Annotated in this window: 2 protein-coding genes; both read left to right on the top strand. The window is 66.0% G+C overall.

All coding sequences use genetic code 11. From position 1 onward, the window contains the following. Positions 1 to 314: DUF2182 domain-containing protein (locus L810_RS42975; protein WP_042978422.1), on the top strand; the 314-nt coding region annotated here is incomplete at its 5' end. A 66-nt stretch (positions 315 to 380) separates the two neighbouring features. After that, the coding region (locus L810_RS42970; protein ID WP_042978421.1) for a copper-binding protein at positions 381 to 627 on the top strand (247 nt) is incomplete at its 3' end.

Raw genomic sequence — 627 nt, 5'->3', positions numbered from 1 at the left:
GGCTCTATCAATTCTCGCCGCTGAAACGTGCATGCCTTCGGCAATGCCGCGCGCCGGCCGCCTTTCTGGTTGCGCACTGGCGTCCGGGCATCGCCGGCAGTTTCCTGCTCGGTGCGCGACACGGGATGTATTGCGTCGGGTGCTGCGGGTTGCTGATGGCGCTGCTGTTCGTCGGCGGCGTGATGAACGTCGTGTGGATCGCCGCGTTGTCGGTGTTCGTGTTCGCGGAAAAAATCCTGCCCGGCGGCGAGCGCGCCGGGCGCGTGCTGGGCGTCGTGCTGATCGCATGGGCCGGTGCGACGTTGTTCGTTTGAGCCGGGCATCCGCGTCGCGGCTTCGATGAATAACGGGAATGTCTTCGGGGCTGCGGGGGACGATCGATGAATACCTGCTTTCACGATTTCGCCGCGTGGTGCGCGGCGGCAGTCGTCGCGATGCCGGCGTTCGCGGGCAGCGACATGCCTGCGATGAGCATGGGGAGCTCGAAGATGTCGGCGCCGGATGCGGCCCTGACCGATGCCGAGGTCAAGGAGGTCGATGCCGGGCGCGGGCTGGTCATGTTGAAGCATGGCGCGCTCGACAACGTCGGGATGCCGCCGATGACGATGGCGTTCAAGGTCGGCGATG

Source organism: Burkholderia sp. AU4i, from assembly GCF_000466765.1.
GTDB lineage: Bacteria > Pseudomonadota > Gammaproteobacteria > Burkholderiales > Burkholderiaceae > Burkholderia > Burkholderia cepacia.
Note: the sequence above shows the minus strand (reverse complement) of the source record. Positions and strands in the feature narration are given on the sequence as shown.